General features: G+C 53.1%; 20 protein-coding genes and 1 other annotated feature. Of the genes, 10 read left to right on the top strand and 10 right to left on the bottom strand.

The genetic code is table 11. The annotated features are described in order from the left end of the window. The 7 genes from H6B10_RS02505 to H6B10_RS02475 form a co-directional block, all read right to left on the bottom strand. Positions 1-786: type I restriction endonuclease (locus tag H6B10_RS02505; RefSeq protein ID WP_243427220.1), on the bottom strand; the 786-nt coding region annotated here is incomplete at its 3' end. A gap of 12 nt (positions 787-798) precedes the next feature. Further along, positions 799-1,239: a hypothetical protein gene (locus H6B10_RS02500; protein ID WP_204649350.1), complete on the bottom strand. Its 441-nt coding sequence runs from the start codon at positions 1,237-1,239 to the stop codon at positions 799-801. Next, complete coding sequence (locus H6B10_RS02495) at positions 1,229-1,693, bottom strand: DUF3990 domain-containing protein (RefSeq protein ID WP_204649349.1); 465 nt, start codon at positions 1,691-1,693, stop codon at positions 1,229-1,231. Before H6B10_RS02495 ends, H6B10_RS02500 begins: the two co-directional genes overlap by 11 nt. A gap of 20 nt (positions 1,694-1,713) precedes the next feature. Continuing rightward, positions 1,714-2,934: a hypothetical protein gene (locus H6B10_RS02490; protein WP_204649347.1), complete on the bottom strand. Its 1,221-nt coding sequence runs from the start codon at positions 2,932-2,934 to the stop codon at positions 1,714-1,716. Between the two features lie 98 nt (positions 2,935-3,032). Further along, entirely contained in the window at positions 3,033-4,337 is a 1,305-nt protein-coding gene (locus H6B10_RS02485) for a restriction endonuclease subunit S (protein WP_204649345.1), read from the bottom strand. A gap of 79 nt (positions 4,338-4,416) precedes the next feature. After that, complete coding sequence (locus H6B10_RS02480; RefSeq protein ID WP_204649343.1) at positions 4,417-6,213, bottom strand: type I restriction-modification system subunit M; 1,797 nt, start codon at positions 6,211-6,213, stop codon at positions 4,417-4,419. Beyond that, the gene (locus tag H6B10_RS02475) at positions 6,210-7,457 is read right to left on the bottom strand and encodes a transposase (protein ID WP_204649341.1); all 1,248 of its coding nucleotides are present in this window, start codon (positions 7,455-7,457) and stop codon (positions 6,210-6,212) included. Before H6B10_RS02475 ends, H6B10_RS02480 begins: the two co-directional genes overlap by 4 nt. 313 nt (positions 7,458-7,770) lie before the next feature. Between H6B10_RS02475 and H6B10_RS02470 the strand changes: the two genes are divergently transcribed. Genes H6B10_RS02470 through H6B10_RS02455 form a run of 4 tightly spaced genes read left to right on the top strand, consistent with a single transcriptional unit; the run spans position 7,771 to position 13,591 of the window. Beyond that, positions 7,771-9,282 carry a TniQ family protein gene (locus H6B10_RS02470; protein ID WP_204649340.1) on the top strand — a complete coding sequence of 504 codons (1,512 nt, stop codon included), beginning with the start codon at positions 7,771-7,773 and terminating at the stop codon, positions 9,280-9,282. Positions 9,283-9,285: 3 nt separating this feature from the next. Further along, complete coding sequence (locus tag H6B10_RS02465; RefSeq protein ID WP_204649339.1) at positions 9,286-9,957, top strand: TnsA endonuclease N-terminal domain-containing protein; 672 nt, start codon at positions 9,286-9,288, stop codon at positions 9,955-9,957. Then, positions 9,945-12,050, top strand: coding sequence for an integrase catalytic domain-containing protein (locus tag H6B10_RS02460; protein ID WP_204649338.1), 2,106 nt, complete (start codon positions 9,945-9,947; stop codon positions 12,048-12,050). The genes H6B10_RS02465 and H6B10_RS02460 overlap by 13 nt, the downstream gene beginning before the upstream one ends. Further along, positions 12,047-13,591, top strand: coding sequence for an AAA family ATPase (locus H6B10_RS02455; RefSeq protein WP_204649337.1), 1,545 nt, complete (start codon positions 12,047-12,049; stop codon positions 13,589-13,591). The genes H6B10_RS02460 and H6B10_RS02455 overlap by 4 nt, the downstream gene beginning before the upstream one ends. 173 nt (positions 13,592-13,764) lie before the next feature. Here H6B10_RS02455 and nrdD read toward each other — a convergent pair whose 3' ends face one another. Beyond that, positions 13,765-15,987, bottom strand: coding sequence for an anaerobic ribonucleoside-triphosphate reductase (gene nrdD, locus H6B10_RS02450; protein WP_204649336.1), 2,223 nt, complete (start codon positions 15,985-15,987; stop codon positions 13,765-13,767). A gap of 419 nt (positions 15,988-16,406) precedes the next feature. On the opposite strand from nrdD, the gene nrdG reads away from it, so the two are divergent. After that, complete coding sequence (gene nrdG / locus H6B10_RS02445) at positions 16,407-16,955, top strand: anaerobic ribonucleoside-triphosphate reductase activating protein (RefSeq protein ID WP_204649335.1); 549 nt, start codon at positions 16,407-16,409, stop codon at positions 16,953-16,955. Positions 16,956-17,032: 77 nt separating this feature from the next. Here the strand turns inward: nrdG and uxaC are convergent, their stop codons facing one another. Then, a complete protein-coding gene (gene uxaC / locus H6B10_RS02440; protein WP_204649334.1) occupies positions 17,033-18,475 on the bottom strand; it encodes a glucuronate isomerase in 1,443 nt (480 codons plus the stop codon). A 413-nt stretch (positions 18,476-18,888) separates the two neighbouring features. Between uxaC and H6B10_RS02435 the strand changes: the two genes are divergently transcribed. Next, complete coding sequence (locus H6B10_RS02435; RefSeq protein ID WP_204649332.1) at positions 18,889-19,761, top strand: aldose epimerase; 873 nt, start codon at positions 18,889-18,891, stop codon at positions 19,759-19,761. Positions 19,762-20,065: 304 nt separating this feature from the next. After that, a complete protein-coding gene (gene ilvA, locus H6B10_RS02430) occupies positions 20,066-21,271 on the top strand; it encodes a threonine ammonia-lyase (RefSeq protein WP_204649330.1) in 1,206 nt (401 codons plus the stop codon). 46 nt (positions 21,272-21,317) lie between these two features. On the opposite strand, the gene H6B10_RS02425 is transcribed toward ilvA, so the two are convergent. Next, positions 21,318-22,493: an ATP-binding protein gene (locus H6B10_RS02425; protein WP_204649328.1), complete on the bottom strand. Its 1,176-nt coding sequence runs from the start codon at positions 22,491-22,493 to the stop codon at positions 21,318-21,320. Positions 22,494-22,615: 122 nt separating this feature from the next. Further along, positions 22,616-22,865: a binding site (T-box leader), on the top strand. Positions 22,866-22,946: 81 nt separating this feature from the next. On the opposite strand from H6B10_RS02425, the gene ilvB reads away from it, so the two are divergent. The 3 genes from ilvB to ilvC all read left to right on the top strand — a co-directional run. Further along, complete coding sequence (gene ilvB, locus H6B10_RS02420; protein ID WP_204649327.1) at positions 22,947-24,611, top strand: biosynthetic-type acetolactate synthase large subunit; 1,665 nt, start codon at positions 22,947-22,949, stop codon at positions 24,609-24,611. A 10-nt stretch (positions 24,612-24,621) separates the two neighbouring features. Further along, positions 24,622-25,206, top strand: a complete 585-nt coding sequence (gene ilvN, locus H6B10_RS02415) for an acetolactate synthase small subunit (protein WP_204649326.1) — start codon at positions 24,622-24,624, stop codon at positions 25,204-25,206. 73 nt (positions 25,207-25,279) lie between these two features. Then, on the top strand, positions 25,280-25,899 hold a 620-nt coding region (ilvC, locus tag H6B10_RS02410; RefSeq protein ID WP_204649325.1), incomplete at its 3' end, for a ketol-acid reductoisomerase.

Below are 25,899 nucleotides of genomic sequence, written 5' to 3'. Positions count from 1 at the left end.
GAACTTCTGCAAAATATCCAGCAGCTTGTCCTTTTGCAGAACCTCTTTCCACAGGTACGAGGTCACATAGTCGCCGTCCTCGGTGGCGGGGTTGCCGGCGCCGCCGTCCTGGCCTGGGCCGTTGCTGCCCTGGTCAAACGGCAGAAAATAAGTTTTTTCGCCGTTCAACTCGGTGGTCATGGCGGCGTTGTACAGGTCGACGGCAAAAAATGCCAGCACACGGCGGTTCAGGCGGAAGCAATCTTCGCGCGGGTCGCGGCTGTTCATCCACTGCATTTTGGCGTCGTCGATGCTCTGGCCGGTCAACTGGTTTTTCAGCTCCAGTGCCACCACCGGGATGCCGTTGACCGCCAGCATCATATCCACGCTGTTGTTGTTATCGTGGGTGTAATGCCACTGGCGAATGCACTGGCAGATGTTCTGCCGGTAGTTGCGGTTGGCGGTGGCGTTCAGGGTGGATTCCGGCTTGAAATAGCAGACGCGGAACTCCATGCCGCGATACCGGAACCCGTGGCGCAGCACCGCAATCAGGCCGTCGGCGTCCACCGCATCCTGAAATGCTTTATAAAATTTGCGCTGCGGTTCCACCTTGCACTGGCGCACAAACCGCTGCCAGGTGATGGGCTGGGTGCTCTGCACAAATTGCAGCAAAGTTTCCAGGTCCAGCGCCATGCCTTTGCTGATTTCGCTGCGGTAGCCGGCGTCGGTGGCCTTCTGCCAGCCGCCGGCCTGGGAAATCAGAAAGGATTCAATGTCAGATTCAAATTGTTTTTCGTTATCGGGCATAGGGGTACTCCTTTACGCCAACAGTTTGCCTTCCAGGTAGGAGCAGCGCAGGTAATCCGGGTTGCTGTAATACACGCTGGAATTGAAGTTGGAAATCTCATCGCTGAGGAAGGATGTAAACACATCCAGAATGGCCTGCGCCGCATCGTCCTGCATGGTGTCCAGTACCAGCGTCTGGTACACCCGCCCGATGTCCAGATAGCCCGGCACCGTGTAGCGGCAATCCTTCACGGTGTCAAAGTCGCCGGTGGGGATGCCGTACTCCGCCACCACCTCGTCGGACACCTGCTCAAAAGGCAGGCAGTGGTTGACCTCGGCGTGGGCCAACAGGCGGTCGATGCCGTTATGCCCGATGGCAGAGGCCACCGTTCCGCGATGGTTTTTGGTCTGACGGGCGATGAACTCGATAAGGCTGCAAACGTAGTAGACGTCGTCTTTTCGCTTAGCGGTCATGGAGAGGTTCACTCCTTTCAAATTCCAGGCAGGCCAACGCCCGGATGGTGTGGAAGCTGATTTGATGGGTGGGGTGTTTGAAGCGGGCCAGCTCCCAAAACGCCTGGCGGCTGATGTTGCCCGACAAAAAGTCGTTGACGTAGTTCCAGATGGTATCGTCCGCCATCGGGCCTTCGACGATGTCGTAGTCATGGACAAACCCGGCGCGGCAGCGGCCGATAAAGTCCAGCCATTCGTCGCTCATGCCGTCGAATTTCAGCACGCGCAGGGCGGGGTCTGGCGTGTAGGTGTAGACGTTGACGACGCCGTGCGGATTGCGGTTGGCCCACTTGCGGGCCTGGTCATAGTTGTTGGTGCAGTAGAAGCCCCAGGAAAAATCCTTGGTGTACCGGGTCCGGCGCACTTCGGGAAATTCAACGGTGGTGTTGCTGCCGTGGTAGAGGGGGATGGACATAGTAGTTAACCTCGCAACAGTTATACAAGCAATAAAAGGTTGTAGTATAAGTAGAAGAGCTTGACGCAATCCCTTTTTCTTACATTTCGTTTGCTCATTCCATGTGCCACATAGTTCCGATTCACGATTTTAGGAGTACCTTTGAAATCCTCGTCAACTTTGTACATTTCGTTTAGGCAAGAAAACACATTAAAAAAGTTAAAATACATAAAAAATGTGTGCTCAAAATTTGGCCTTTTGCGTACCTTTATATGAAAGAATTGAATTGCTCCGTTGCCAACTTGCTTTTTCTGTTTGGCGTTAGTTTGAAAGCGGATAAGCACCCCGTCAATCAAAGAGAATAAAAGCAAGGAACAGGCTGTATATTGCTTTTCTTTAAAGAGAATAATTGCAGAGTTATAGTCACTTTTTTTGCATTTGAATTCTTTCTTTGTTTCTGCCCATAGGGTTTCCATTACTGCTGTTTTGCCGTAGGGTAACATTTGTTTGTCCGCAGCATCCAATGTGCCAGGGGGATTGTCAAAGAAGTTTAAACTTTCCCACGGCGGAAAGGTCCAACCAAACGTTCCCCATTTGCAGACGGCACGCTTTCTAAGTTCACGTTCTTCCTCAGATAGCTGCGGTATCTTTATCTTTGGTAATTGGGCAAAGAGCCGACTATAATAATCTTTTAAGGAAGCCAGTGATTGGAGAAATGCCTGTTGCTTTTCAAGAAGGGAATTTACTGTTTCCGTTATGATTCCTTTCATCTGCTGGGATTGTTCAAGCACTGGACGCAATATCTCGGTGAGCCGTTCAGATAAGTGCGCCATGCGCTGGTTCCAAGATTTATGATAAGAAATGCAAAACCGTTTACAAATATCTGGTTCTTCCTGCTGCTGATTATACAGGCTCTTTAATTCTTCATCTTCTTCAAGAAAAAGCGCAATGAACTCGGCAAAGAATTCATCCGTTTGGCTGGATATTATTTGTGACGCGGGTCGTTCAGCCTCACTACATTGCAGTTTCTCTCGTATAATATCAGCCAGGAGAATTCTACACTCTTGCGGGGATGATGCAGCATCTATTTTACATATTCTTGCCAAATCTTGTTCGGATACGTAAATATCCGCTATGTATTGGCGTCCCGCAATTGTGATGGGATGCTTTTTCGACGTCGCTACAACAATCACTTTATCAGCAGAGCTTTTCTCGGCACTTGCATCGCTGGTACTGGAATTATTGGGATTGGTACACATCATATCTCCTCGCATATAAAATTCTAAACATCAAAAATCAAATCTTGACAGCAAAAGATTTAAAAGTGTCAAGAATTTTCCTGTCATGACACACCTTTCTGTCAACAGACTCTCCGTTTGCCGGTCACAACTTCATAGATAAGAGATTTTTTGTAGGATTCGAGGTCGCCGATTAGGTATAGCTTTTCCTTGATAAGATTATCAATAGACCGTGTTAATTGATTTAGTTTGCGGACAATACTTTTTTGCTCTGGCAGAGGGGGAATTGGCAAAAGTAAGCGCTTAATGATATCTTGGCTAATATTGGGTTGCGTGCCGCCCCTTGCAGAAATAAGCAATTCGTTTTTTGCTGACAGAATTGCATAGAAAACATATTCTAAATCAAAATCCTTTTTAGGGGTCGACAATACACAGCATGCTTGATTCGTGCAAGAATCCAACTCTATAATGCTGGCATTTGCAATGGAAGCGCCATACATAGCTATGGCAATATATGGTGCTTTATATATACGCAGTGCGGAATATTGATTCAGGGCTGCCTGAGTGAGCGTTTTTGCTGTTTCTGATACAATTCCCCCGTTAAGGTCTCCTGATTGTAGCCAAGAGATATTCCCCCCATAATATGCCGCATCAGAGGATTGCGGAGTAGTTCCGCTGCCTATAACAGTGAAACAATTGGAAATTTTTGTTCGTTCCCAATGTCCAGGCATTTCCCTAATCCATTTCACGCCGCTGTCTTTCATTTCGGCGGTAGGGTCAAGGCCCTTGGTGACGGCTTCGTAGATGATGCTGGCTTTCCAGGCTGTGTACTCCTCAATGCCGGCTTTAACCTCGTCAATAAGGGTATCGATTTTTGCACTTACTTGACTTAGAGATTTAGCGATTGCTCTTTGCTCATTAAGAGGTGGTAGTATAATCAGAGAGTTTGAAAAATCGGAGTATTTGATATTTTTCCCATCTCGGATTCCTACAGTTAGTGAGTTTATATGGTCAATAAAGCGCTCATCTTTGAACAAAAAACGAAGGTATTTGACATCATACGCATCATCTGCGCGAAACACTTGGTATGCAGGAGAACACACGCCTTCAAAGGGCGATAATTCGAAACCACCTTGAAAGCTTCTTAGGCTAATAATGAAGTCATTGCGGTGTACAGTTTTAAATTGTTGCAGGTCTGTACCCGCAGAAACTTTTACAACACCCTCTAATTGGTCTTGCGGGCAAACTCCAAATTTTTGAGACGCAGCTAATAAAATGGGCGTTTGATTTCCGCGCTCGTTTGTTTGCCTAAAATGGGCCCTGGCGCGAACAATTTCCCAGTGGCTCGGCACCATCCCAATCCATTCCACCCCGCTGTCCCGCATTTTCTCGTAGCGGCGCGGGGCCTTTTGTGTTTCGTTTGTCATTCTTAAACCTCGTTCTCGTTTTTCTCAAAGCGGCCTTGCCGCAGATTTTCCACACGATGTGTGGAAAATCTGCGCCCAGTCACTCATCCTCCTCAAACAGGTCCCGCAGCTTCTGCGTCAGGCTGTGTTCACGGGCCACAATGCGGCGGGCAATATCATCGGCCGGCTCAATAGGCTTGTACTCATAAAATACACGAGTAAAAGGAATTTCATAGCCCACCTTGGTCTTGCCGCTGTCCACCCAGGCATCCGGGTTGTAGGGCAGAACTTCCTCACGCATATACTCGTCGATGTCTTTTTCCAGCGGGATGTTTTCTGTATCACGCTTGGCGGTGTCGGCCACCGGCTTGCCGCGCTTGAGCACCTTGCTGCCATCGCTGTTGTACAGCGGGCTCTCGACCACGACCTTGTTATAGCCAAAGGTCACGCTGTCCAGCACCTTGCTTTTGCAGATAAGACGCTGGCCTTCCGGCGTCTGTACCGTATACGTTTCGCTGCGGTACTCGCCATACGCGCGCACAATCAGTTCGCGGCAGGCGTCGGTAATGTCCGCGCGCTTGTTGCCGATGGGCTTGCGGCGGGGTTCGTAGCACCCGCTGGCGTCAATCAGCTGCACTTTGCCAATGTGCTCCTGCGGCTTGTTTTTGGTGATAATCCAAACATAGGTCGCAATGCCGGTGTTGTAAAAACTGTTGTTGGGCAGTTGGACGATGGCGTCCAGCCAGTCGTTCTCAATCAAATACTGGCGGATTTTGCTCTGGCCGGAGCCGGCGTCGCCGGTGAACAGGCTGGAGCCATTCTGGATGATGGCCATACGGCCGGTGTCCTTCAGCTTTTTCACGCCGTTGAGCAGGAACAGCATCTGGCCGTCGCTCTTGCTGGGCAGGCCGGGGCCAAAGCGGCCCGCATCACCGCGCTTGTTTTCGGCTTCCACGGCGGGGGCTTCCCGCTTCCAGTCGATGCCGAACGGCGGGTTGGAGATGACGAAGTCGAACTGATAACCGGGGAACTTATCATCAGACAGGGTATCGCCAAACTGCATATTGTCCGGGTCGCCGCCGTGAATCAGCATATCCGCCTTGGCGATACCGTAGGTAAAGGGGTTGATTTCCTGCCCAAAGGTGCTGACGTCGGCGTTTTCGTCCAGCATTTTCAGCCGTTCTTCCATGCAGGTCAGCATCTGGCTGGTGCCCATTGCCATATCGTACACGGTGCGGCGGATGCCGTTGCGCTGCTCTTCGGGCGTCAGCGTCTCGCCGGTTGTCAGCAGGTCGCACATCAGGTAGATGATGTCGCGGCTGGTAAAGTGGGCGCCGGCTTCCTCGTCATACGATTCCGAGAACCGCTGCACAAGGTTTTCAAAAATATAGCCCATATCTACTGTGGAGACTTTGTCGGGGCTCATGTCGGCTTTGTCGGAGCCAAAATCCACGATGACCTGGTACAGCGCCCCCGCCTCGACCATGCGGCTCACGGCGGCGTCAAAGTTCATGCGGCTCAGGATGTCCTGCACGTTTTCCGAAAAGCCGTTGAGGTAATCGCGGAAGTTATCCGCGATGTTTTCGGGGTCAGACTGGAGGTTGGCAAACGTGTAGTGGCTGGTGTTGTAAAATTCATAGCCGGAAGCGCGCTTCAAAAAGCCCGCCTTCAACTCGGCCGGCATGGTCTTCAGCTTTTCATCCTGCTCCCACACAGCGTCCAGCGTGGGCAGCAGGCAGTCGTGAAAACGCTTGATGATGGCCATCGGCAGAATGACCAGGCCGTATTCGTGCGGCTTGAAAGCGCCATACAGGCTGTTGGCGATGTTCCAAATCAGGGATTCTTTTTCGCGGGCGTTTTTGCCGACTTCGGCGATTTTTGCATTGCTCTGGGTCACGGTTCAAAAATCCTTTCCTGTTCTTGTTTTAGTCCTCTCAGCGTTATAAAAACTTTCTCGATGGGTACGCCAAGGCGGCGTGCGGGCCGGCCTTCGACCTGTATCGTATCCGGCGTGTTCAAATAGAGCAGCCGCGCTTTTTCCAGTGTGAACGAGCACGGCCGCAGCGAGGCGGCAAGGGATGCCATCTGCTCGCCAATACTGCTGAACTTCATGGCCGGGAACCCGGCTTTCTCATACAGGCAGATGTTCGGCATACTATCCAGCATCCGCCGGGCGATGGGCGCCACCTCGGCCGGGCCGCTTGTGCAGATGGTGTCGGCCCAGTCTCGCAAGCGTTGTTCTGACCAGTTAGTCGTCAGTATCTCATACAGGCTGTCCATCGCGTCATACAGGTTGACCAGTTCTCTGCGGCGGGCCAGGGCTTTTTGCAGCGTATATTGCTGGCTCGCCAGGATTTTTTTGCGCGGCGTCAAGATGACCTCCATCTTGTCCGGCATGGGCAGCCAACGCATCTTTTCCCCGGCCGTGGCGCGGAGCTGTTCCCGTACCAGTGTGTAAAAGAATCCAGGGTCCACCAAAAATGCCGCGCGCGGCAGCGTTTCTGAGACAGTTTCCCACACGGTTTCCGTCATGTCGAGGAGCACCTGATGGATAGCCGGCAGTTCGCACCGGCGTAAGTACGTGCGGATGGCGTCTGTGCCGGCGTCCGGCAGAACATCGGTCAAGTAGACCTGGCCGCCTTCGACCGCCAGTACCAGCAAAGCGAGCGCCTGTGGTCGTTCATACGAAAGCAGACATAGTGTTTGCGTCGTATACAGTGGCGGCTGCGTGGATTCCTTGTCCTGCACCCAGCGGTCTGTCATAAGCTTGATGGCGGGTGCCGAAAGCGCCTGCCTTGCTATATCGCTGACTTTTTCCAGCGAACGGTTTATGGATTCGCGGAGCAGGAAATCCTCGAAGCGGCGGGTCACGCGAGATTTCGGCGCGGCGAATTGATAGGCCGGGGTGAACACCGTTTGGCAATCGGGACAAAGATAGCTCTTGTACTGGAAGTGAAGTTCGACAAAACGCGCCGCCCCTTGCGCTTGTGGCAGGATGTCTTGCATCACGCGGGTCCGACTTGTGTGGATTTTTACTGCAAGACTTCCGCAGTTTGGGCATTGGATAACAGCGCCCGGATTTGGGAAAACGTAATAGCTGGAATCATCGCCAAGACCTGCCTGCACCATCAATTCCGGCAACCCCAGCCGCCTGGTGCGGGCCTCGTCTGCCACGGGTTCTTTTGCCCTGCGAGACATTTTGCTCAGCTCCCTATATCCATATAGAACGTCCAACGGTCATTTTCTTCTGACAACAGTATAACACAAAACAAGGAGCTTGTCATCTATAACCATTATTTATTTAATAGTATATTTATCTTTATTTTTTATATTAGAATATAACCATCTTATTTTTAATGCCTGCTGTTTTTATTGAAACCGATAAATGATATAATTAAGGCATGAAAACAACCCGCGGTTGTCGTGGCCGACTTGCTTGAGGAGGTGCTTGGGCATGTTGGGGATTTTACTGCACCCATATAAAAATGAATTATTGGCTTCCTGGTTCGTGCGCCTTGCCGCACAGAACGGGATTGATTCGCCGACCCGCTTTTTGAAAGCCTATGTGTGCCCACAAAAGGCAGAAAAGGCCATTCAAAACACTTTGAGTTGTACAAATCAGTATTTGCTGTACTTTTGCGAACAGTGTGGGTTTTCACTTTATGATTTGCTCGTGAATCATACGGAGTATCCGGCGATAGCGCCTTTTTTGACGGCCTACCAGCAGAGTAAAATTATGCTGTCCGTATCCGGCGTACCGATGGGGAGTTCCATCAATCGCTTTATCAAAACGGCGAACGTTTGCCCGGAATGCCAGCAGGAGCAGCCATATATTCGGGTGGCTCATAATCTGCCCGGTGTGCGGGCCTGCTGGAAGCACGGATGCTCCCTGGATGGAATGCCGATAACCCCGGAAGATGTTGCCTACGCGCGCTATGCACATGATTTTTGGCAAGCACATATCGATTGTGATATTAAGCAGCTCATGCGTTTTGCCAACCGTCGCGGGGCAAATCTAAGCAGGTACATTGGATTCGAAAACGGGATTCTGGAATTGATGAAGGTCGTTAGCGTAGAAGAATTGAAAGACGGCGTCGGCTCAAATGAAACCGCGAAGCCTGTGGCCGGATATACGATTTTACAGGGAACCGGGAACATAATAGAATTCCGGCACGTTTGCGGGACACATTTTTGTATGAACGCAAACGGGTTCAATCTTGGTTTTCAGTGCCCCCACTGTCAAGCAAAGATGACGGAGGCGGAGCGCTTCGAGAACTATGTGGAGCATGTGGGCAGGTACGAGCTTCTTTCTCCTTATGAGGGAATGGCGAGGAAAGTTCTGCTGCGGCATACTTGCGGCAAAGTGTTGGAGATACGAGCTTTCGACTTTCTGGGAGGAAGCAGGTGCCGTTGTAGTTACTATCACACGCCGCAAGAAATCCAAAACACCATCCGTCAATTTGGAAATTTTAAATTGGTAAAGTACCAAAAAGAGCGGGTGACGATTTTGCATGAGGATTGCGGTCAAACCTTTACGATTGGATACAAGAAATTTTTACTGCGGCCCTGGTGCAAAAAGTGCAAGCCCAGATTCCTCCGCTCGGAAGAAACGCTGCGGGCGGAAATTAAGGCAATAGCGCCTGATTTTGAGTATGTAGGTGGATTTTCCGGCAGCGGCTCCAGTTTTACCATCCGTCACAAGTGCGGGTACGAGTTTCAGCGGGAAATTTACGAATTTCGCAAGAATCCCACTTGCCCTCGTTGCTCAAAGTTTACTTCCGGGGAAAAGCGTCAGATGTTCATTCGCTATATGAAACAAAAAACGGCCCCCGTCACGATACGGGAAATGCAGGAATACAGTGGCGGGTCGTATGATGCCGCCAAGCGGATACTGCAAAAAATGGCAGAATTGCAAATTGCTGAGAGAACCGGCCGCGGGCAATACCGGCTAAAAGAGCGAGGATAACACATGCGCAGAAAATCGCAAAAAGGAAAATTCAAGGAGCACCGGGGTACCGGAACCGGGGCGGATTATAAGCCTTGGATACAAACCGGAGAGTTTGGCTCCAGGGGAACGGCGGCAAACCCGATTGACTGGAAAACCGGCCGCCAGGTGCATCTGCTCTCGCAAGGAGAGGTAATCGCCTGGTATCTGCTCCGGTGGAATGACAAAACGCTGGACGTCCGGGAGCAGTTTCCGCTCGACCTTGCGCAAACGATGCAAATTGCGGAAAACTATGGCATCAAGCATCCGGCAGACCGCCAAGGGAACCCGATTGTGATGACGACAGATTTCCTTGTGACACAAACCAATGGAGAAATCGCGATTTCCGTGAAAAGCAGTTTGGAAGGGTTCAAATCTCAAAATCGACTTATCGAGAAAGCGTATATCGAAAAAATGTATTGGGAAAAGCAAGGCGTACCGTTTCGTCTGTTCACAAAAGACGAAATGAACCGCACGATGGCTGACAACATCCGCAATGTCGTTGCCTTTTATGACGCGGAATTTTTCCCGGATGAGATTTCCCTGCTTAAAAAACTTATCGCCAGAAAACTGATAGTCGTAGATATGACAAAGCCGCTAAATTTCCGGGACTTGCTTCATGAACACAAAGGAGAATTGAAAAAATGGCTGAAATAGAAATCCGTGTTACGGATATTATCACGATTGAGCAGACGCAATACAGAGTCATCGGTTACAGGGCCGGTTTGTTTTCGCTTTGCGAAATGAATATACAAAAACTAAACATTTTATTATATTCTGCCAACGACTTGCTTTCTTGGGTTCAGGATGGGAGCGTCCGAGTAGAAAAGGCATTTCGCCCTGAAGAGAGGATGCCGGCGCACGAAAGTATAGAATACCAAAAAAGAAAGAAACTTCTTCACTTTGTCGTTCAAAACTATGGCCCAATGTACGAGAATCTATGTAGTAAAATTCCTAAGCCAGAATTGTATGCACTTGCAAAAGATTTGAATATCTTACCGAATACGATGTGGCGTACGATTCGAAAATTTTTACAAAGCGGTTTTGATATGATAGCTGTTGCCGACGGTCGTTCTATGAGGACGGGGAAAAGAGCGGCCTATTCACATATAAAGAAAGCTGGCCGCCCTCCAGAAAACAGTCTCGGTAAGGGGGTTCCGCTTACGGACGAAGTCAAAGCTCATTTTGAAGAGGCGACCAGGAATTTCCTATCCGGCAGAGTCACAAGCAAGAAAGCGGCCTATGGTGATATGATTCGTCGGCACTATACTTATAAGGAAGAAACTTCCGAAGGCATTCGCATATGCATATTGCCAGAAAACCAACGTCCTACGCTTGTACAGTTTGAGAACTACTCTCGTGCGAAAATCTCGCAAGAACAATTGGACGAAGCAAAAACGTCCGCTCGTGAGCAACGGAATAACAAACGGCTTTTACTCTCTGACAATTTGCAGGGCGTCATGGGGCCGGGCGACCTGTGGGAAGTAGACGAGTGTGAAATCGACCTTTCGCTGGTATCGGTTGAAAACCCGTCTGTGACGGTCGGCCGCCCCATCGTATATGTCATGATAGACGTATATACCCGTATGATTGTTGCCTACTCCGTTGCGTTTGACAACAACAGCGTACTGGGAATCACCAACTGCTTTTTGAATCTTCTGGATGACAAGCAAGAATTGTGCAATCGATTCGGCATTCAAATTGGGGCAAATGAATGGCCGTCCAAAATCTTGCCGCTTCGTCTTCGCAGTGACTATGGCGCCGAATATATTTCTCACGCGATGGATACGATTTGCTGCAAATTGGGTGTTGCAAAAGAATTGGTTTCTCCGGCGACGGGTTCCTTAAAGGGGCAGGTCGAGCAGCTTTTTCACCAAATCCATGCCGCACAGAATTCACTGTTGGAAGGGAAAGGGTTGATTGAAAAGCGATATGACTCTAACCACCACCAGGAGGCCACCCTCAACATCCAGGAGTTTGAGGCGGTTTTACTCACCTACATTGTCGGGCATAACCGCAAATATATGGAAAAGTATCCGTTGACAAAGGATATGCGCCAGCAGAATGTAGAGCCCTGCCCGATTGACCTTTGGAAGTATGGCGTATCATTGAACGGTAGCCCTCGCCCCATTACAAATGAAGTCATGTTCCGTCACTCGCTTCTGTTGCCGGTCAAAGCCTCTGTCGGCCGCGCAGGAATCACCTTCAAAGGATTGTTTTATATCAATTTGCAAGACGAAGCGTTGCTGCGTGATATGTACTTGGCGTCTACTCATGGCAAGAAGAAATTAGAAAGCGCCTGCATCGACCCGCGCAACATCGGCCATCTATACTATATCCGAGAAGGAAAGCTGATGACGGCATCTTTGAATTATAAAAAAACCGGCATGAAAGAATATGAGGGAATGACATTGTCGGAATACAATGCACTGCACAACAAGAAAAAGGATGATGACGCCATAGGACGTGAAACAAATTTGCAGATGGATATCGCCATTCGTGACCGGCAAGCCAAAATTGTTTCCGAAGCACAAAAGCGGCATCTTAGTCCTTCCACAGAAAATTTGCGGGTGAATCGTGCAACCGAGAAAAAGGCTCGCGCACAGCAAATGCCCATAATCCCTAAAGAGGAAACGGTTATAGAAACAGCTGCTGTACAATCGCTTCCGAAAAAAGGGAATGGGCCGATTCTTCCTGTTAGCGCCAGCGACGCACTTAGGGAGTTCAATGAGGAGGAGTTTGATGAATGAGTAAAGGGTACGAATACAGCGACCAAGAATATGCTGCGGGCGGAAACGGGTCAGTGGTAGATGCAATTTACCATAAAGCAAAAGCGCCCATGGATGTTGGCAACCCTTATATCGAAGCCCTGCCGTATCCGCTTACCGACATCGGTGAAGTCGCACGATATTATACATATGGCCTAAATCAATACGATGTGGCCGAAAAGCAACTTTCTCGTTTGGACCGTCGCTTTTTGGTCAATCAGATTCGCACCGTTCGCGTAGCGCTTCCGTTTGAGCAGGAATTGGAAATGGAGTTTTACCGCACCCTTTGCGATTCTTATCGTCTTAGAAAGCCGCGCGAAGTGTATGAGGACGGTGTAAAAAGAATCAAATTGGTGGGTGACGTTTCTGAAGCAGCAAACACCGGATTCAATATGCTGGGATTCTCCGGTTGTGGAAAATCAAGCGCCATCAAAATCCTTGTCAGCCGCTACCCGCAGGTCATCCGGCATCATATTGATGGAGAGGTCTATTCACAAATCGTCTATTTGACGATTTCCTGTCAGCCCAATTCCAACTTCTCAGCCTTGTATTCTGGCATCGGAAAAGCCATTGACTTTGCGCTGAATACCGATATCTATCAAAAGCAAATCGATAGGATAAAGACGCTGGCCGGCAAAATGAACAAGGTCATCGAGCTGATTGAGCTGTTCGCCATTGGAACTATTATTTTAGACGAAATTCAGCTCATTGATTTTAAAACCACTAAGGAATCCAGCTTTGAAGCACTGATGGTCATCACAAACGAAACGAAGATGGCTTTCTGTGCGGTCGGCACGACGGAAGCCTACGTCAAAATGTTCAAAGAGCAGCGGACTGCGCGCCGGCTCGGTCGAGAAATCAATGCTTCGGGTTATTGCGGGAATGAAAAATTCTTTTCCTACGTCATGAGCCAGCTTTTTTGTTACCAGTGGTTCGATGAGCATATTGACCTTACGGAAGAATTGGTCGAAGCGTTTTATGAAGAATCCAAAGGGATTATCGACCAGGCGGTGTCTTTGTACATTGCAGTACAGGACGAATATCTCAAATCCAATCGAAAATCAATCAGTCCCGAATTTATTGCTGCGGTTTCGAAGCGGCGTTATCCAAACCTGAAATTGCTGCTTGAGCGTGCAAGCGAACCTGGCGTGCAGGAGCAAATCGAAAAAATCATGCGCGGCAGCAAGGAACAGTACGAGCACGAATTGAGTGAGGCCAAGCAGCAGGAAGTTATGCAGCATCTCGTGCAGAATGCAGCAGAAATCGATATATCCTCCTTGATTCGCCGCACGATTGCTAGCATCCAGCAGGTCGTGGGTTCTATGTACGATGAAAAGCAGATTGAAAAGGCGTGCAAAGATATCGCTTCGGGGACAGAAGCATCGTCAATTGATAGCGGTAGTTTTATTCAACAGGTCTTTTCCATGCTTCAAACCGGGAAGGCCAAAAAATCGACACAAGACAGACGCACAAAAAGAAAGTCGCACAAAGATATGTTGCAGAGTATTCTTGATGAGACATAGAAAGAAGAAAACGGAAAAACCGCCACCCGGAGTGGGTGGCGGTTCTCTTTTGGAGAGTTGGTGCTTGTTGCAACTAAAATTAAAGGAAGAGATTTCCCAAAAAATCGCTTATTGCGACTAAAATTATCTTGTTGCAACTAAAATTAAAGGGAAACAGCAGGGAAAGGCGGAAATTACAGGTGCAGCACGCGATCCTTGATCTCGGCGGTGCGGCCCTGGTTCCAGAACTGGGTGCCGATGTAGCCGCAGGTACGGCGGGCAACATTCAGCTTGTTCTGGTCGCGGTTGTGGCACTTGGGGCATTCCCAAACCAGCTTGCCGTCTTCTTCCACAATGCTGATCTCGCCGTCATAACCGCAAACCTGGCAGTAGTCGCTCTTGGTATTCAACTCGGCGTACATGATGTTCTCATAGATGAACTGCATGACCTTGATGACCGCTTCCAGATTGTCCTGCATGTTGGGCACTTCCACATAGCTGATGGCGCCGCCCGGGCTGAGCTTCTGGAAATCACTCTCAAACTTCAGCTTGGTGAAGGCGTCGATCTGCTCGGCCACATGGACGTGGTAGGAGTTGGTGATATAGTTGCGGTCGGTGATGCCGGGCACAATGCCGAAGCGCTTCTGCAGGCATTTGGCAAACTTGTAGGTGGTGGACTCCAGCGGGGTGCCGTAGAGGCTGAAGTCGATGTCATGCTGTTTCTTCCAGGTCTGGCAGGCATCGTTCATGTGCTGCATGACGTGGAGGGCAAAGGGCTTGGCGGCCGGGTCGGTGTGGCTCTTGCCGGTCATATACTTGCAGCACTCGTACAGGCCTGCGTAACCCAGGCTGATGGTGGAGTAACCGCCGTACAGCAGTTTGTCGATGGGTTCACCTTTCTTCAGGCGGGCCAGGGCGCCGTACTGCCACAGGATGGGGGCGGCATCGCTCAGGGTGCCCTTCAGACGGTTGTGACGGCACATCAGGGCCTTGTGGCAGAGTTCCAGCCGCTCGTCGAAGATCTTCCAGAACTTGTCGAAGTCGCCGCCGCTGGACAGGGCCACATCCACCAGGTTGATGGTGACAACGCCCTGGTTGAAACGGCCGTAGTATTTGGGCTTGCCGTCGTAGTTCTTGGCGTTGGCCACGTTATCCCAGCCGTTGCCGGAACGGTCCGGCGTCAGGAAGCTGCGGCAGCCCATGCAGGTGTACACATCGCCATGGCCCTCGGTCTCGCCCTTGGACAGTTTGTATTCCCGCATCTTCTTTTCGCTGATGTAGTCGGGAACCATCCGCTTGGCGGTGCACTTGGCGGCCAGCTTGGTCAGGTAGAAATAGGGGGTGCCTTCGCGGACGTTGTCCTCTTCCAGCACATAGATCAGTTTGGGGAAAGCCGGGGTGATCCAGACACCGGCTTCGTTCTTGACGCCCTGGTAACGCTGGCGCAGCATCTCTTCAATGATGATCGCCAGGTCAGACTTGAGGCGCTGGTTGTCACCGGCTTCACCCAGGTACATGAACACCGTGATGAAGGGGGCCTGACCGTTGGTGGTCATCAGGGTGACGACCTGGTACTGGATGGTCTGCACACCGCGCTTGATCTCCTCGCGCAGGCGGGCTTCCACGATCTCGGAGATTTTCTCCTCACCGGGATCGATACCCAGTTCCTTCATTTCCGCTTCCACGTCGCGGCGGATCTTCTTGCGGCTCACATCCACAAAGGGGGCCAGGTGGGTCAGGCTGATGCTCTGGCCGCCGTACTGGCTGGAAGCTACCTGAGCGATGATCTGGGTGGCAATGTTGCAGGCAGTGGAGAAGGAATGGGGCTTCTCGATGAGAGTACCGCTGATGACGGTACCGTTCTGCAGCATGTCGTCCAGGTTGACCAGGTCACAGTTGTGCATGTGCTGGGCGTAGTAGTCGGCGTCATGGAAATGAATGATGCCTTCCTCGTGGGCCTTCACGACCTCCGGGGGCAGCAGCATACGCATGGTCAGGTCTTTGCTGACCTCGCCGGCCATATAGTCACGCTGAACGCTGTTGACGGTGGGGTTCTTGTTGGAGTTTTCCTGCTTGACCTCTTCGTTGTTGCATTCGATCAGCGAGAGAATCCGGTCGTCGGTGGTGTTGTGGGTGCGCTTGAGGTTCTGCACATAACGGTAGGTGATGTATTTGCGGGCAACCTCGTAGGCACCGGTGGCCATAATGGCGTCTTCCACAATATCCTGGATCTCTTCCACGTTCATGGCGTGGCCGCGGCCCAGGCAGGTGGTCTGTACCTTGTCGGCAATCTCGATGATCTGGTGGTTCGTCAAGCGTTGGCTCTCAGGCACAACGTTGTTGGCCTTGGTGATCGCCGCAATGATCTTGGTGATGTCGAAAACGGCTTCACTGCCGTTGCGCTTGATGATCTTCATGGTGGTTCTCCTCAATATATGATGCTGCAGGGTTTATAACGAAATGTATAATCTATATATTGTATTCCGCAATGTATAAGGCTCATTGGCGAGCACAATTATCTTATCGCAGGGGAGGCAAAAAGTCAAGAGTAAAAACCACAAGATATAGTGGTTTTATAACAATATAAAACAAAATATTCCGTTTTCGTCGTGGCATCGTCCAAAAAATAAATGACGAAAATACCCCGCTTTTTTTGGTGAATTTGAGGAGTTCTACACAAAAGCACGATGCAACGATGAAAATTTAACTTAAAATCTGCCCCGGGGGCTTGCCTGCGGGCGGCAAAGCTGGTATACTGTGTGTGCCCGTGGGGGTGGAATCTTTCTGCACCACAAGATATAGGGGCACAGAATACAAAAAGAGGAGCTTGTCCGGCATGAATTATGCAACGATCAAATACTGCGACATTGCCAACGGCGAGGGTGTACGTACCAGCCTGTTTGTGTCCGGCTGCCGTCGGCATTGTCCCAACTGCTTCAATGCGGTGGCGTGGGATTTTGCCTATGGCGAGCCGTTTACCAAGGAAGTCCGCAATAAGATTCTGGAAAGTCTGGAACCGGATTATATCAATGGATTGTCGCTGCTGGGGGGCGAACCGCTGGAACCGGAAAACCAGCGTGAATTGCTGCCCTTTATAAAGAATGTAAAGGTATTATACCCGCATAAGACCATTTGGTGCTATACCGGCAACCATTACGAAACCGAAGTCCTGCAGCCCGGCCCCGGCCGCTGCGAAGTGACCGATGAACTGCTGCAGTATATCGATGTATTGGTGGACGGGGATTTCGTCCAGGACAAATACGATATCGGGCTGCGTTTCCGCGGCTCCAGCAACCAGCGCATCATTGATATGAACAAGACCCGGGCTGCCGGGCATGTGGTGCTGTGGCAGGATGACCCCATCTTTGCCGACCACAAGATGTAAGCGCGCCATACGGAAAAACAGAGAAGGCCACCCGGAAGGGTGGCCTTCTTGGCTATCCGCAGCAGGGCAGCGGAGAATTACAGGTTGAAGTAGCGCTTGGCATTGTAGTAGCTGATGCCCTCAACGATCTTCTTCAAAGTCTTGTCATCGTTGGGGTACATGCCGCTTTCGACCCACTCGCCGATGAGGTTGCACATCAGGCGGCGGAACAGCTCGTGGCGGGTGTAGCTCAGGAAGCTGCGGCTGTCGGTCAGCATGCCGATGAAGTTGCCCAGCAGACCCAGGCGAGCCAGGGTGCGCATCTGCTGGTACATACCATCGTTGGTATCGCAGAACCACCAGGCGGAGCCCAGCTGGATCTTGCCCGGTACGTCGTCGCCCTGGAAGGAGCCCATCAGGGTACCCAGCATATCAAAGTCAGAGGGGTTCAGGCTGTACAGAATGATCCGGGGGCACTCGTCGGTCTCGGTCAGCTTGGAGAGGATCTTGCTCAAAGAAACGCTGCCGTCGGTCACAGCGATCATATCAAAGCCGCTGTCGGGGCCCAGTTTCTTGAACATCTTCTCGTTGGGGTTGCGCAGGCAGCTGTAATGGATCTGCATTACAACGTTGTATTTCTTGTACAGGCGGCCCATGGCCAGCAGTACATAGGTGGTGTAGGCGTCGCCTTCCTCCTTGGTCAGGGGCTCACCGGCCATAGCCTTTTGGAAGGCGGCGGTAGCCTTGTCGGCGTCGGTTTCCACGTAGGGCACGTAGTCCAGACCCTGGTCGGCGGCACGGCAGCCCATCTCCACAAAGAACTCCAGCCGTTCTTCCAGAGCGCTGATCACGCAGCCCACGCACTTGAACTCACGGCCGACCACCTTTTCCAGCTTGTGGATGTACTCCGCAAAGCCGGGCTTCAGGATGTTGGTAGCCTTGTCAGGGCGGAAGGAAGGTGCCACCACCACTTTGATGGAGGGATCTTCCTTGATCTTCTTGTGCCATTCCAGAGAGTCGATGGGGTCGTCGGTGGTGCCGACCATCTCCACGTTGCTCTGCTCAATCAGGCCGCGCACGGTCAGCTTGGGATCGTTGCGCAGTTTCTCGTTGCACAGGTTCCAGACTTCCTCGGCGGTTTCGCCGTTGAGCACGCCCTCGTAGCCGAAGTATTTCTTCAGTTCCAGGTGGCACCAGGTGTACATGGGGTTGCCGATGGCCATTTCCAGCGCCTCGGCGAATTTCTGGAAGCGCTCACGGTCCGGTTTGTCGCCGGTGATGTACTCTTCGGGCACACCGTTGGAGCGCATCACACGCCACTTGTAGTGGTCGCCGAAATAGGCGTCGGAGCCGTCGGCCAGCACCTGATGGCCGCCCAGCCACACCTGGGCGATGTTGTCGAAATGGCGATCCTCATAGATTTCCTGCGGGGGAATGTGGCAGTGGTAATCCAGGATGGGCAGATCGGCCGAATAGTCGTGATACAGGTGTTTTGCGGTCGGGGTCTCCAGCAAAAAGTCCTTGTCCATAAAAGCTTTCATGTAAGACGCTCCTTCGTTTAATGAATGTAGACGGGAAAAACGGTGCGGTGCAGCGGTACCGTACAGTGCAAACTTTGCGCCGCAGCCATGCGCAAAAAACGCATACTCTGGTACTATTATACATAATTGCAACTATAGCAACAAGTTGTAAAAATTGCGGGAAAATCAAAATAATCAACAAAAAAGAGGCCTCTTTCTTGTACAAGATGCGGAAAGCGAAAAAACGTCCCGGCCATGCGCAAAATCCGTTTCTTTGCCTGCAAAACCGCCTTGACGGCAAAAGCAAAACTCTTTACAATAACCAGTAAGACAGGATTGTAAATGACAGGGAGCGGGGCCGTGGAATACACAAAATCCGCCATGACCCCCGGCGGTTCCGTGCCCGGCCCATCGTTTGAAATGAGGTGCTTTATATGTCTACCATCCAGACCGGTACGTACGAAAAGTATGGTGTCCGCTATGGGACGCTGACGCTGAAAGATGGCGCTTATGCGCTGACGGTCACGCCCGAAAAAGGCGGTATGGCGACTTCTTTTACCAAGGACGGGGAGGAATATCTCTGGCTGCGGGACAAGAACTTTGAATCCACCGACCGTCCCCGCTGCGGTATCCCCATTCTGTTCCCCAACTGCGGCAAACCGGATGATGGCGTACATCATTTTGGGGATGCGGCCTGCCCCATCGAGATTCACGGCCTGGCCGACCTGGTGCCCTGGCAGGTCAAGACGGCAGCAGATGATGCCATTGAACTGACGCTGACCCCCAACGGACTGACCAAATTTGTTTATCCCTTTGAGTTCCGCCTGACCATGCGGTATACGCTGGCCGGCAACACCGCCACGCTGGCCTTGACGGTTTCCAACGATGGCGACAAGGAGATGCCCTTCAGCGTGGGCTTCCATCCCTATTTTGCAGCCAGCAATCTTGACAATGTAAAGTTTGATATCCAGGCGGCCACCTGCTCCGAAAATGCCAAGGGAGAACAGCCTGCGGCACCGGAGGTCATCACCTTGACCCGCAAACCCGGCAGCGCCGATTCCATCCGCCTGCTTACCGGCGTCAAGAGCCCCATGCGGATGACGGACAGCGGCAACGGGCATACGGTGACGGTTTCCTTCGACGAATCCTGCTTCGGCAATGGTGTGCTGTGGCAGCAGGATGCGGAACGGTTTGTCTGCATGGAACCCTGGAACGGCTGGGCCAACTCTGTCAATGAGGAGGGGCGTCACGAAACGCTGGCACCCGGCGCCGAAAAGACCTTTGCCTGGTCCATCACCATCGACTGAGCGAAAACATCTTTTCCAAAACAGAAAAAGTACAAGCGGGCGTACGGCCAAAAGGGCTGTGCGCCCGCTTTTTTGGCAGTGTTGCCCCGGAAAAGCTTTCTGCGTTCGTGATTGTGCCCAAAAACAAGCGATAAACTTTATGTAATGCCACAAGGAATTTAAACATGAAATATTTTCACTTTACAAATTAGAAATGCTCAACTATAATCAAACAAGCGCCACAGATTGCAGCGAAGCAATCCAAAGCCCGGTCCGACCTGTTCGGATCGGGCTGTGCTATTTGTCAAAACAGGGGGGAACGTCCATGCTTACATTGGACAAGATCTATCACGCGAAATTTGTACTGAAACAGATCGCCCGCAAAACCGATCTGATTGCCGCGCCGCGGCTGTGCCCGGATACCGAACTGTACCTGAAAACCGAGAACCTGCAGGTGACCGGCAGTTTCAAGGTCCGCGGTGCCTACTATAAAATCAGCCAGCTGACCGAAGAAGAGCGCGCCAAAGGCGTGATTGCCTGTTCCGCCGGTAACCATGCCCAGGGCGTGGCGCTGGCAGCCACCCGCATGGGCATCAAAAGTGTGGTCTGCATGCCGGACGGCGCCCCTATTATGAAGGTGGAGAGCACCAAGCGGCTGGGGGCCGAGGTGGAACTGGTCAAAGGCACCTACGACGATGCCCACGACCGGGCGGTGGAACTGCAGGAAGAAACCGGCATGACTTTCATTCACCCGTACGATGACGAACTGGTCATTGCGGGGCAGGGGACCATCGGTCTGGAAATTCTGGACCAGCTGCCCGATGTGGACGCGGTCATTGTGCCGGTGGGCGGCGGCGGACTGATCTCCGGTGTGGCCTTCGCCATCAAGAGCCTGCGTCCCGAAGTCAAAGTTTACGGTGTACAGGCGGCGGGCGCGGCCAGCATGGAGCGGGCCTATCACGCCCACCAGTACCAGACGCTGGACCGGGTAGATACCTTTGCCGACGGCATTGCGGTCAAGACGCCCGGTGAGACCACCTACCAGATGGTGGAAAAGTATGTGGATGACGTGGTCACCGTCAGTGAGGACGAAATTGCCGCGGCCATCCTCTCCCTGATGGAAAACCAGAAACTGGTGGCGGAAGGTGCCGGTGCCACGCCGGTGGCAGCCGCGCTGTTCGGCAAGCTGCCCCTGGCAGGCAAAAAGACTGTCTGCCTGATTTCGGGCGGCAACATTGATGTGAACATCCTCTCCCGTGTGATCACCCGCGGCCTGGTCATGAGCGGCCGCAAAGCCAACCTGATGATTGCCCTGGAGGATAAACCCGGCCAGCTGACGCTGGTCAGCGATATCATCTCCAACTGCGGCGCCAACGTGGTCAGTGTGCACCACGACCGGGCCGATACCAATATGGCCATTACCAGCTGCTTCCTCAAACTGGGGCTGGAAACCCGGGACGCCGCCCAGATCGAGACCATCAAACAGCGCCTTACCGAGGCGGGCTTCCAGCTGGTCAGCGAGCGGGTATAACGGCATAAAAAAGCAGGGACCGAAGTCCCTGCCTGCAAAATTTCTTTTATACTTTGACGCCGCCGGCCAGCATTTCGATGAACTGCTTGGCCACCCGGGGACTGCGGCCGCCTGCCCGCAGCGCGAAGGCCGCCCCCTTGATGAAGAGCTGATCGCTGGGCATCTGTACCCCGTACTGGCGGGCCAGTTCCAGCAGGATGGTATCGAACCGTTCTTTGTCCGGCTGCTGGAAGGTCACCGTCAGGCCGAAACGGGCTGCCAGGCTCATCAGCTCCTGGCGGGTGTCCGAAGCGTGCAGATCGTCGCCGCTGCGGTCGGACATGGATTCCTTGACCAGATGGCGGCGGTTGCTGGTGGCATACACCGCCACGTTGTGGCTGCGGCCGCCTACGCTGCCTTCCAGAATGGCTTTCAGCGCCGCAAAGTTGTCGTCGTTGGCGGCAAAGCTCAGATCGTCAATGAAGAGGATGAACTTCAGCGGATTTTTGGCCAGTTCATCCATCAGCGCCGGAATCTGATACAGCTGGTTCTTTTTCACTTCAATCAGCCGCAAACCGTCCGGTGCAAACTCGTTGGCAATGGCCTTTACCGTACTGGACTTGCCGGTGCCCGCGTCGCCGTAAAGCAGTACGTTGTTGGTGGGCTTGCCTTCCAGCAGCGCGCGGGTGTTGGCAATGACCTTTTCCCGTTCCCGCTCATACCCGGGCAGTTCGCTCAGCCGCTGGGGATCGGGGTAACGCACCGGCACCAGACGGCCCTCTTCCAGGGTAAACATATGGTGGCGGGCAAAAATGCCGTAGCCCTTCTGGCCGACGGCCGCGCGGCGGGCCTCGTAAGCGGCGTGAAAATCCGCATCGGGGGTGACCTCCCAGCGGGGCAGGTACTCCGGCGCACCGTGGCACAGGTCATCCAACCCGGCACGGCCCAATGCCTGCAGAAAATCCAGTTCACTCACCAGCGCACCTTCCAGCACCGGGCCGGCATCGCCGCCCGCGGCCGTGCGCAGGCAGAGATTTTCATCCTCCAGCACCGCATCCAGCAGGATGTCGGTCCAGTTGGTCCCCTGGGCAAACAGCGTGGCCTCAAAATCGGCTACGGTGCCGCCCAGATCACATTCCTCTGCGGCAAGAGCCGCACGCAGGGCGCGCAGAAGCGGGGTGCTCAACAGGTTGCGAAATACCACCAAAGCATCCAGGCGCGCCAACCATTCCATACGTTGCATGATTATCGGTCCTTTCCCAAGAAAACTACTCTCAGTATAAACAACACCGCATAAAGTTGCAAGAATTTCCCCAAAAAACTTGACAAACGGGAACAAGTGCGGTATAGTTTAACACAAATTCAGCAAATGCTTGGATGGGAACTAGTAACGGTTCGAACACAGCCAACAGAGAACTGCCGGTCGGTGCAAGGCAGCAGGGCAGGCGGACCGCGAACTGATCCCGGAGCAGATCCACTGAACGCCGAAGGCCAGTAAGGGGATACGGGGGCACCCGTTACAGTGCAGGACTTTGTTGGAAGTCCGGTGAGTGGGGACGTTTCGTCCCAATAAGAGTGGTACCGCAGAGTGCTTTACACAGCCTTTGTCTCTTGGGTTCAAGGGGCAAAGGCTGTTTTTTATTCTTGTTTGCGCACCCGTGCAGCCGGCGCAGAAGAAAGGAAGGAGAAGAAGCAAATGAAACTCAACGGTTCGCAGATTTTTGTTGAGGTCCTGGTGGAGCAGGGGGTCGATACCCTGTTTGGTTACCCCGGCGGCGCCGTTCTCAACCTCTACGACGAATTGTATAAAAATTCGGACCGTATTCACACGGTGCTGACCGCACACGAGCAGGGCGCCTCCCACGCAGCGGACGGATATGCCCGTGCCACAGGCCGCACCGGCGTGGTGCTGGCCACCAGCGGCCCCGGTGCCACCAACCTGGTCACCGGTATTGCCACCGCGTATATGGACAGCGTCCCCCTGGTCGCCTTTACGGGCAACGTGGCCACCACCCTGCTGGGCCGCGACTCCTTCCAGGAAGCCTATATCGAAGGCATTACGATGCCCATTACCAAACACAATTACACGGTACGCCGGGTAGAAGATCTGGCCGATACCATGCGGGCCGCTTTCCGCATTGCCCAGCAGGGCCGCAAAGGCCCGGTGCTGGTGGATATCCCCAAGGATGTGACCGCCGCCGAGTGTGAATTTACCCCCAAGGCACCGGAACTGATCCGTACCGTCACCCGTTACAACGAGGAAGACGTGAAGAAAGCGGCAGAGATGATCAACGCCGCCCAGCGGCCCATCGTCTACTTTGGCGGCGGTGTGCGCAGCGCGGCGGGCTGCCAGCCCCTGCGGGATCTGCTGGAAAAGACCGGCATGCCCGCCACTTACACCCTGATGGCCGCAGGCGTGCTCAGCTACGGGGAACCCCATAACCTGGGCCTGCTGGGTATGCACGGCTGCTACGCCGCCAACAAGGCCATCGACGAGGCCGACCTGGTCATTGCGGTGGGCACCCGCTTCAGCGACCGCGTGGCACTCAACCCCGAAACCTTCGCCAAGCGTGCCAAGATCATTCAGATCGACATTGACCCCAGCGAGCTGGGCAAGAATGTGGCGGTGGATCTGCGGCTGACCGGCGACGCCAGCTATATCCTGCAGGCCATTCTGCCTTACGTCCAAAAGACCGAGCACAAGCTCTGGATGGAACAGATTCGTGAATGGCAGAAAAACGACTACAAGCCGGTGGACAGCGATACCGAACTGAAACCCCATCAGCTGATTGACGAGATCTGCCGCCAGGCCGGGCCCGAAGCGGTTTATGTCACCGACGTGGGCCAGCACCAGATGTGGGCGGCCCAGTACCTGCACCATACCAAGAGCCGCGGTTTTCTTACCAGCGGCGGTCTGGGCACCATGGGCTTCGGCTACGGTGCAGCCATCGGCGCCCAGATGGCCCTGGGCCGGGATGCCCGGGTGATCATGCTCACCGGCGACGGGTCTTTCCACATGAACCTCAACGAAGGCTGCACGGCAGTCAGCTACGGACTGCCCATCATCACGGTGATCTTCAATAACCAGGTGTTGGGCATGGTCCGCCAGTGGCAGACTACCTTCTACGGCAAGCGCTACTCCGACACCGACCCCCACCGCCACACCGACTTTGTCAAACTGGCCGAGGGCTTTGGCGCCAAGGGGTACCGGGCCACTACGCTGGAAGAGTTCAAAGCCGTCTTTGCGGACGCTATGAAGCAGGACGGTCCCTCCTGGATCGACTGCCGCATCGGCAAGGATGAAAAGGTGCTGCCCATGATTCCCGGCGGCGGCGACATCAACGATATCATCATGGAATGAGGTGAACGGGATGGAATCTATGCAGCAAAACACCAACAAACGGCACGTTATCAGCCTGCTGGTAGACAACCAGAACGGCGTTCTGGCACGGGTGGCCAGCCTGTTCTGCCGCCGGGGCTTCAACATTGACAGCCTGACGGTATCCGCTACCAACGACCCCAAGATCAGCCGCATCACCGTGACGCTCAACGGGGATGAACAGGCTCTCAGCCAGCTGGTCCTGCAAACCGAGCGGCTGGAAGTTACCCGCCAGATTTTTGAACTGGATCTGGACAAGAGCCTGCAGCGGGAACTGCTGTTGCTCAAGGTGGCCTGCACCAGCCAGAACCGTGCGGAACTGCGGGAGATCGCCAGTGTATACAAGGCCAAGATCATTGATCTTTCCCCCGACAGCATGGTTTTTGAACTGACCGGCAAACCGGACAAGATCGACGCTTTCCTGACCATGTTCGACGGATACGAGATTTTGGAACTTTGCCGTACCGGTGTCACCGCCCTGGAACGGGGCGGCAAGCACCAGCACATGCAAAAGCCCGTGCAGGAGGTGGGCGAAGCCCAGCTGCCGCTGCCCGGCACCCATTGCTCTCAGGCGTGAGAGCCCCACACATTGTTCCCCCTATAGAGGAATATGGAATATAGAGAGATTATATAAAAAGGAGATTATCACCATGGCTATCAACAAGTACTACGATTCCGACTGCAACCTTGGCATGCTGGACGGCAAGACCGTTGCCGTCATCGGCTTTGGCTCTCAGGGCCATGCCCACTCCGAAAACCTGGCCGAAAGCGGCGTGAACGTGGTCGTCGGCCTGCGCAAGGGCTCCGGCCACTGGGAAAAGGCCGCCAAGTTTGCCGAGACTCATCCCAACTTCAAAGTTATGGAAGTAGAAGAAGCCGCCAAGGCCGGCGACGTGGTCATGATGCTGGTGCCCGATGAACTGTGCGCCGACATCTACAACCGCCAGGTGGCCCCCTATATGACCGAAGGCAAGGCCCTGGCATTTGCCCATGGTTTCAATATCCACTTCAAGACCATCGTTCCCCCGAAGAATGTGGACGTCATCATGATCGCTCCCAAGGGCCCCGGCCACACCGTCCGCAGCCAGTATGTGGAAGGCCACGGTGTGCCCAGCCTGATCTGCGTGGAGCAGGACTACACCGGCAAGGCCAAGGACATCGCCCTGGCGTATGCTTCCGGTATCGGCGCCGGCCGTGCGGGCATCCTGGAGACCACCTTCAAGGAGGAGACCGAGACCGACCTCTTCGGTGAGCAGGCTGTGCTCTGCGG

The sequence above is a fragment of the Gemmiger formicilis genome, assembly GCF_016901605.1.
In the GTDB taxonomy this organism is placed as follows: domain Bacteria; phylum Bacillota; class Clostridia; order Oscillospirales; family Ruminococcaceae; genus Gemmiger; species Gemmiger formicilis_B.
The sequence above is the reverse complement of the archived record's forward strand: the minus strand, read 5'-3'. Positions and strand labels throughout refer to the sequence as shown.

Excerpts from the sequence above, each read along its gene's own strand:
- H6B10_RS02500 (WP_204649350.1), bottom strand. The coding sequence starts at position 1,239 with ATGACCGCTAAGCGAAAAGACGACGTCTACTACGTTTGCAGCCTTATC.
- H6B10_RS02495 (WP_204649349.1), bottom strand. The coding sequence starts at position 1,693 with ATGTCCATCCCCCTCTACCACGGCAGCAACACCACCGTTGAATTTCCC.
- H6B10_RS02490 (WP_204649347.1), bottom strand. The coding sequence starts at position 2,934 with ATGATGTGTACCAATCCCAATAATTCCAGTACCAGCGATGCAAGTGCC.
- H6B10_RS02485 (WP_204649345.1), bottom strand. The coding sequence starts at position 4,337 with ATGACAAACGAAACACAAAAGGCCCCGCGCCGCTACGAGAAAATGCGG.
- H6B10_RS02470 (WP_204649340.1), top strand. The coding sequence starts at position 7,771 with ATGTTGGGGATTTTACTGCACCCATATAAAAATGAATTATTGGCTTCC.
- H6B10_RS02465 (WP_204649339.1), top strand. The coding sequence starts at position 9,286 with ATGCGCAGAAAATCGCAAAAAGGAAAATTCAAGGAGCACCGGGGTACC.
- H6B10_RS02460 (WP_204649338.1), top strand. The coding sequence starts at position 9,945 with ATGGCTGAAATAGAAATCCGTGTTACGGATATTATCACGATTGAGCAG.
- H6B10_RS02455 (WP_204649337.1), top strand. The coding sequence starts at position 12,047 with ATGAGTAAAGGGTACGAATACAGCGACCAAGAATATGCTGCGGGCGGA.
- nrdD (WP_204649336.1), bottom strand. The coding sequence starts at position 15,987 with ATGAAGATCATCAAGCGCAACGGCAGTGAAGCCGTTTTCGACATCACC.
- nrdG (WP_204649335.1), top strand. The coding sequence starts at position 16,407 with ATGAATTATGCAACGATCAAATACTGCGACATTGCCAACGGCGAGGGT.
- uxaC (WP_204649334.1), bottom strand. The coding sequence starts at position 18,475 with ATGAAAGCTTTTATGGACAAGGACTTTTTGCTGGAGACCCCGACCGCA.
- H6B10_RS02435 (WP_204649332.1), top strand. The coding sequence starts at position 18,889 with ATGTCTACCATCCAGACCGGTACGTACGAAAAGTATGGTGTCCGCTAT.
- ilvA (WP_204649330.1), top strand. The coding sequence starts at position 20,066 with ATGCTTACATTGGACAAGATCTATCACGCGAAATTTGTACTGAAACAG.
- H6B10_RS02425 (WP_204649328.1), bottom strand. The coding sequence starts at position 22,493 with ATGCAACGTATGGAATGGTTGGCGCGCCTGGATGCTTTGGTGGTATTT.
- ilvB (WP_204649327.1), top strand. The coding sequence starts at position 22,947 with ATGAAACTCAACGGTTCGCAGATTTTTGTTGAGGTCCTGGTGGAGCAG.
- ilvN (WP_204649326.1), top strand. The coding sequence starts at position 24,622 with ATGGAATCTATGCAGCAAAACACCAACAAACGGCACGTTATCAGCCTG.